This window comes from Gillisella taibaishanensis (assembly GCF_001938985.1).
Classification (GTDB): domain Bacteria; phylum Pseudomonadota; class Alphaproteobacteria; order Rhizobiales; family Rhizobiaceae; genus Allorhizobium; species Allorhizobium taibaishanense.
This window is the reverse complement of sequence record NZ_MKIN01000028.1, coordinates 110569-117190: the sequence shown is the minus strand read 5'-3', so window position 1 is coordinate 117190 and position 6622 is coordinate 110569. Positions and strand designations below refer to the sequence as shown.

General features: G+C 55.0%; 6 protein-coding genes and 1 pseudogene. 6 read left to right on the top strand and 1 reads right to left on the bottom strand.

The window, feature by feature from the left end:
- The coding region (locus BJF91_RS24655) for an Ig domain-containing protein (protein ID WP_208610954.1) at nucleotides 1-955 on the bottom strand (955 nt) is incomplete at its 3' end.
- 510 nt (nucleotides 956-1465) lie between these two features.
- Here BJF91_RS24655 and BJF91_RS24535 point away from each other — a divergent pair.
- The 6 genes and pseudogenes from BJF91_RS24535 (at nucleotide 1466) to BJF91_RS24510 (ending at nucleotide 6492) form a co-directional block, all read left to right on the top strand.
- The gene (locus tag BJF91_RS24535; protein ID WP_075617161.1) at nucleotides 1466-2140 is read left to right on the top strand and encodes a phage tail protein; all 675 of its coding nucleotides are present in this window, start codon (nucleotides 1466-1468) and stop codon (nucleotides 2138-2140) included.
- Complete coding sequence (locus BJF91_RS24530) at nucleotides 2137-2448, top strand: DUF6916 family protein (RefSeq protein ID WP_075617160.1); 312 nt, start codon at nucleotides 2137-2139, stop codon at nucleotides 2446-2448. The genes BJF91_RS24535 and BJF91_RS24530 overlap by 4 nt, the downstream gene beginning before the upstream one ends.
- A gap of 27 nt (nucleotides 2449-2475) precedes the next feature.
- On the top strand, nucleotides 2476-3009 hold the full coding sequence (locus BJF91_RS24525) for a GNAT family N-acetyltransferase (protein WP_075617159.1): 534 nt from the start codon (nucleotides 2476-2478) through the stop codon (nucleotides 3007-3009).
- Between the two features lie 580 nt (nucleotides 3010-3589).
- A pseudogene (locus BJF91_RS24520) lies at nucleotides 3590-3820 on the top strand (amidohydrolase); the annotation flags it as partial.
- Nucleotides 3821-3993: 173 nt separating this feature from the next.
- Nucleotides 3994-5037, top strand: a complete 1044-nt coding sequence (locus tag BJF91_RS24515; protein ID WP_075617158.1) for an aromatic ring-hydroxylating dioxygenase subunit alpha — start codon at nucleotides 3994-3996, stop codon at nucleotides 5035-5037.
- Nucleotides 5038-5520: 483 nt separating this feature from the next.
- Nucleotides 5521-6492 (top strand): PDR/VanB family oxidoreductase, encoded by a 972-nt coding sequence (locus tag BJF91_RS24510; RefSeq protein WP_075617157.1) that lies wholly within the window; start codon nucleotides 5521-5523, stop codon nucleotides 6490-6492.
- The last annotated feature ends 130 nt before the right edge of the window (nucleotides 6493-6622 follow it).

The window sequence follows — 6622 nt, the reverse complement described above, 5'->3', positions numbered from 1 at the left end:
CCGGTGCGCCGGGAACGGCTGCCGCGACGGCGAGTGAGTAGCTTGCGGCGCCAGTGACGCTGTTTGCATCGGTCGCGGTGACGGTGAAGCTGAAGCTTCCTGCCGTTGTGGGCGTGCCGGTGATGGCGCCGGTGGTCGTATCGAAGGAGAGGCCTGCGGGCAGCGTGCCTGATGTCACGGTATAGCTATAGGGCGTGGCGCCGCCGCTTGCCGTCACCGTCTGGCTGTAGGAGGTGTCGACCGTTGCTGCCGTCAGCGTGCCGGCGGGAGGGTTGAAGGTGATCGTCGGTGTCATGTATGTGAAACTATTGGTGAGCGTCCCGGAACCAGAGGACGTTGTCACTGCGACGTTCTTTGTGCCCGCGGTTCCGGCCGGGGTCACTGCGGTAATTCGTGTCGCGGAAACAACGTTGAAATTGGTGGCCGCCTGCCCGCCAATTGTCACAGCTGTCGCGCCGGTAAAAGCTGTTCCTGTAATGGTTATAGTTGTGCCTCCGACTGTTGAGCCGGTGGGGGGCGTTACAGCCGTTACATTCGGCGCCACGGGTGCCGAGGCGGTGCAGGTGGCACTGAACGTCAGAGTATTATAGGCCGACGGCGAAGATCCGCCATCTTGGGTGACATCAAGAATGACCTGAAGATTATCGACCGACCCTGTTGCCGTAAAGTTCCCGGACCTATTGATATTGCCGTATAGATTGCTGTCGTCGACCAGCAGGTTTCCATAGTTATCGCTGTAGATAACAACTGCCGAAGAAGAGCCAGACGATGCCGCGCCGGTCGTCGAATATGTCCATGCAACATACTCACCGGCGCTGAGTTGTTGATAATCGTATGACTCATTCGTCGTATTGGTCAGATAGTGTGGAGAGCTGAAATCCGAATTGATGAGCGCGCAAGTCGTTGAAAGGGCGTGTGCGGCCTGCGGCATAGCCAAGGCTGCTACCACGGTCATGAACAAGCCAACGCCCACCCGGTTCAATATGCCGGCATGTCCATGTCGGCTCGATACCACATCACTCTTCGTCCGACGGTGAAAAGTCGCCTTACAAAATGGCTTGCTGAATTGCATTCCCAATAACACCCTATGATCCATGCAGACTGGCATTGGTTGATCGTTTCATTCGAACGACCAGACCACGCCCCTAAGACGAGTATTCCCCACGAACCACCCGCTCACCGAGCGTTATTTGAGCGCAGCTTAAATAGCAATCTCCCAATGTCGTGACGTATTTTACTACCCACGGTTTTCTTTCGCCTGTGGCTAAAACAACGCTTTCTAAGACGAAAATCTGGGACGTGCACGTTTTGGGCGCGAAAAAATTGATCCAATTGGCCTTGTGAGAACATCCGAAAATTGCAATAAATTATCAAACTAATTTATGATTGAATCACACCCTGGTAAGGCGATCCCGGTCAATCGCTGATTATGGACTGTTTATTTGCAAAAGAGGAGGAGTTCTTAATGGAAGCGTTTCTCGCGACGATCTTGCCTGTTGGCTTTAATTACGCGCCCGACGGATGGCAAATGTGCTGGGGTCAGCAACTGTCCATCAATCAGTACAACGCAGTTTTCTCATTGATTTCAAATTATTACGGAGGAAACCAGACGACGTCTTTTAACCTGCCCGATCTACGCGGCACCATGCCGGTTGGATACGGACAGCGTCCGACCTCGAGTATCGTTTATGGGATTGGCAATAAGGGCGGGCAGGATTCGGTCACACTGACTCAGAGCCAGATGCCTATGCACACGCATGCGGCCGACTTTGCACCGGCGGGTCACGCAACAGTAAATATTCCTGCGCAGTCCGGATCGCAGACTGCAACTTTAAAGGTCAGCCCGGCTGCAGGAACGGCACAACTGCCGGCAACAGGGCTGGTTCTTGCAGGCGGTGGTACTGCTGCAACAAAAGTCTACGGCAATACGTCAACCTCTCCGGTCACCTTGGATAGTAGCAGCGTTTCCATTTCTGGAAACGCCCCGACAGCAGCGCAGACTATTGTCACCAATGCGATCACTGGTGGGGCGGTGACAATTCAGCCGACCGGTGGCAACGCCGCGATCGATGCAAGGCCTCCTTTTCTCGCCATCAACTTCATTTTCTGCGTTCAAGGTCTTTATCCGGTCCGGCCATGAGCATTTCGATTTTAAATGCGGGACATCTGAGACCGTTTGTCGGGACGTCGTTCAACCTGATCAACGAGGGCGGCACCAGCCGCGTTCTGTTGGACAAGGTTATTGAATATCCGGCAAGCACTGCGCCTGGGTCTTCCAGGACGGCGTTCAGCATGTTTTTCAGTCTGCAAAAAAGCGAATCGGCTCAAATCGAAAGCGGGCACTTTGCCATCGAGCATGATGATCTGGAGACAATCGCACTCGTTTATATCGAGCGGATTCTCGGTTCGCGACCTGATAAGATACGGCTGGAAGCGGCTTTCAACTGAGACAGTCAGGAACTGGAAAAAACGGCCATGAATGGGTTCAATGGCTCTTTCATGCTGGGCGATGGGTTGAACCTGCGTCTGGTTCGAAAAAGCGATCAAGGCTTAATCTTTCAGCTTTTCATGGAGAGCCGCCCATGGTTGTCATGGGCGGACGCCAGCTCCGATTTTATTCGTGACCTCTATGAGCAGCAGTTCAAGGCATTGCGTGCCGGTGTCGAAAGTGTTTATCCGGATCATCTCGATTTCATCATAGAGAGCTCCGGCTCTGCGGCAGGCCGGATCATTGTGGACCTCGGATATGCGGACTGGCGCATTTCCGAATTGCAGGTGCTCAAAAGGGCGCGCGGGCTGGGAATAGGCTCCAACGTGATCAAAGGGCTTCAGGCTGCTGCAACGAGAGGAAACCTGCCCTTGACGCTGTCTACGCCGATGTTCGGTTCCAATAGTTTCCCTCTCTATCAGAGGCTTGGCTTCCAGGTGGTTCAGGAACAGGCGCCAATGTATCATCTGGCCTGGTTTCCGCCCGGCCATCCCATGGATGTTCTCTCAAAAACACAGTGATAACGTTTCAAATACTCTCAACGCCCGCCTGTGAGCGCGCCCTGCGACACGGCGCACCTTCTCGTTGATGATGGGATGGCACGCCCCTCGCGGCGCTCACAGCTGCCCGGTCTTTGGCGATATCAAGTACTCCACGATAGGCAAGCCGCTCATGAGGGTGCCTGACCGAAGTTTCCCCGGCCGTGCCGGCCCTGGATTCGGCCGACGGGCAAGCCGGCGTCTTAGAAGGTGTCTTGAAGGACCGAAGAGAAGGATGACAACCTGTCAGCAAATATTCTCGCTTTTTGATCGCCATGCGAACCGCCATGTGCGGAGCTAGGATGAACCGACCACGCTTTACGCTGGCGAATAATCCGAAATTTCTAACGCGGAACACGGCCACATGTTCGAAATCCCGCAGATAACCTCGGTCTTCTTCGCGCTCAGGATTGACGGGGGGATCCGTCATTTCCAGCCTTTGCGATCTCTCCAACGGTTTAGCCGTCGAAACCATGAGGGTGGCAATATCGACCTTGAAAGTTGACCTGTCCGCGCCATGACCCGCGACGAACGTCTCGAGCACATCTGGAGCATCATCTCCGGGCGGCCTGCTCTCGATGCTGTTGAACTGATGAATGTCGGCATCAATTTGCTTCGTGTAGATATGACCCGGGACTGCCGGTTCCATTACGCCACTACCGATGCGGGCGGGCGCGCTGCAAATGTGGTGCAAGCGAAAGCCGAGTGGCTTTATCTCATACGTGTACCGGGGATGTTGAAAGCTTTGGCGCTGACGGAGCGTGTGGATCAACTTGCGCGCGGGGCGGCGATTGCCCGGGCGATCTATTCACGTCCATGAGGCGCTGGCCATAGCATAGTTCCTAGTGCAGTCCTTCTGGTTGTGCGTGGCGTTCTATGGTCATCATTTTGTCAGGCGGCCATGAGACCTCTTGACTAATGTATACACTATCTATGTAATTCTCATCCGAATGAGGAGATAGGAAAATGGCAAAGTGTTGGCCGTCGAACGCTTGGTATGCAGCAGCCTATGATGTCGAGGTGAAGCGAAAACTGCTTCCCAGGACAATCTGTAACAAGCCTGTTGTGTTATATCGCAAGGAAAGTGGTAAGGCCGTCGCGCTGGCCGACACCTGTTGGCACCGTCTTCTCCCTCTGTCTAAGGGTGAATTGCACGGTGATAATGTCATCTGCGGCTATCACGGCCTTGAATTCGACGACACGGGCCGCTGTGTATACATGCCGTCGCAAGACACGATCAATCCATCTGCCTGCGTGAAGAGTTACCCTCTGGAGGAGCGGCATCGGTTTCTGTGGATATGGATGGGTGACCCGGCTCTTGCCGATCCGGCCAAAATTCCGGATCTGCATTGGAATGACGATCCTGCTTGGACCGGCGACGGCAAAGTTATTCAGGTCAAATGCGACTATCGCCTCGTCGTCGACAATCTTATGGATCTCACGCATGAGACTTTTGTCCATGGTTCCTCCATAGGAAATCGTGCCGTAGCAGAAGCGCCATTCGAAGTTACCCATTCCGACACGAGAGCGACCGTGACGCGCTGGATGGAGGGGATTGATGCGCCTCCTTTCTGGTCTGCTCAATTGCAGAGGCCGGGAAAGGTCGATCGCTGGCAGATCATCCACTTCCAGGCGCCGTCGACGGTGGCGATCGACGTGGGTGTGGCTGTGGCCGGCACCGGTGCTCGTGATGGCGACCGCAGCCAAGGGGTCAACGGTTTCGTTCTCAATACAATGACTCCGGAAACGGACGGCACCTGCCATTATTTCTGGGCTTTCGTTCGCAACTGGGAACTTGGCGACCAGGCTTGGACCCATAAATTGCGCGAGGCGGTCGCCGGCGTTTTCATGGAGGACGAAGTGATTCTCGAAGCGCAGCAAAAGGCGATCGAGGCGAACCCCGATCATGTTTTCTACAATCTCAATATCGATGCAGGCTCGATGTGGGCAAGGCGGCTTATCGATCGTATGATTGACAGCGAGCAAGTGACGCGCCTCGCAGCTGAATAACGTATGCAAGTCGTTGAACGCAGAGGGGATCCAGACACTGAAGGCGCCATTGGCTGCTCTTAATCTGGTGCTGGTTGGTCGTATGGCGGATTGGCGGCTGGCGGCAATTGAAGCTTCGCCTCAGGTCCTCCGCATATCGGTTGGAAAACCTGCGGTGGGTCAGCCACGTGGAGCTCGACACGCTGTTTCTTGCCCCATTGGCGAGCAGTGAGACGTTGCGGCGGCTCCACGGTCGCTCGCGCGCCCGCAGGATGCGTCACCGAGCGGTTTGTTGGAAAGGCAGGAGGGCGCATCGGCCCTTTGCCATTCTTCGATTTGTTTCGCTTGCGCAAGCACAGGGATGTCGTTCACGTCGTAGTATGGATTTTATCTTGGGCTTGATCCGCAGCCTTATGACACGGCTGGCTTGCCAAGTTCTGGTTTTGCAATGAGCGCCGGCATTCGCTGAAGGGTCGGCATAGCAAAGCATTTAGGGAGGAAGTTATGCGTATGAACATGGATTGGCGCCAGGCGCAGGTCTCTAGTGTAGAGGAGATCGCACAGGACGTCAGAAAGGTCGAGTTCAATATCGAGGGACTGTTGCCGACATTCGATCCCGGTTCACACACCAATGTCATCGTGATGATCGAAGGCCAACGCGCGGTAAGGACTTATACGTGCATTCCGGCAGCTCCTGGCAGGCTTGCGATTGCGGTCAAACGACATGCCAATAGCCGCGGTGGATCGCGGTTTATTTGGTCGCTCAACCCCGGCGACCATGTTGAGATGACTGTACCGGAGAACCGGTTTGAGCTTTCCTGGCGGGCGGGCCACTATTTGCTGATTGCGGGCGGTATCGGTGTTACGCCGATTTACGGCATGGCAAAGACGCTCGCTGGGTCGGCACAATCCTTGCGGATGGTCTATGGCGCAAATTCTCTGGCGGCGATGCCGTTTCGCGCCGAGCTTCAAGATCTGCTCGGCGACAAGCTGGCGGTTTTCCCAGCCGATCAAGATATGTTCATTGATCTTGATGCCGAAATCGCGGTGCTGCCAGACGATGCCGAGCTTTACGTATGCGGGCCAATTGGAATGTTGAACGCTGTCAAGGAGGCTTGGGCGAAGGCTCGTCGCCCTGTTAGTCGTTTGCGCTACGAGGTGTTCGGCGACAACGGCAAGTTTGCCGAAACATCCTTCGAAGTTTCCGTCGCCAACAGGGGCGTCACTGTTCAGGTCAGGCCCGATCAGTCGTTACTCGATGCGTTGATCGGTGCAGGAGTGGAGATGATTTACGACTGTCAGCGCGGCGAATGCGGACTATGCGCCGTTAAAATCCTCGAACTCGAGCACGCAGTGGTCGATCATCGGGATGTTTTCTTCAGCGAAGAGGAAAAGCATGAAAGCCGAAACATGTGCAGTTGTGTATCGAGATTGACGGCCGGGCGGGCGGTCATTGATGTTGGCTACAGGTTATAGGGGCCAGAGCATCCTGCCCAACACCCTTCTGCAAACAGAGGTTCTCAGGTGGTCTAGAGCGTCGGGCGATCAATCGGAAACTGCCCGCCGCTCTAGAGTCTTTGTTGTCGCACCGGGTTAACGCAAAGCC

Excerpts from the sequence above, each read along its gene's own strand:
- BJF91_RS24515 (WP_075617158.1), top strand. The coding sequence starts at position 3,994 with ATGGCAAAGTGTTGGCCGTCGAACGCTTGGTATGCAGCAGCCTATGAT.
- BJF91_RS24510 (WP_075617157.1), top strand. The coding sequence starts at position 5,521 with ATGCGTATGAACATGGATTGGCGCCAGGCGCAGGTCTCTAGTGTAGAG.
- BJF91_RS24525 (WP_075617159.1), top strand. The coding sequence starts at position 2,476 with ATGAATGGGTTCAATGGCTCTTTCATGCTGGGCGATGGGTTGAACCTG.
- BJF91_RS24535 (WP_075617161.1), top strand. The coding sequence starts at position 1,466 with ATGGAAGCGTTTCTCGCGACGATCTTGCCTGTTGGCTTTAATTACGCG.
- BJF91_RS24530 (WP_075617160.1), top strand. The coding sequence starts at position 2,137 with ATGAGCATTTCGATTTTAAATGCGGGACATCTGAGACCGTTTGTCGGG.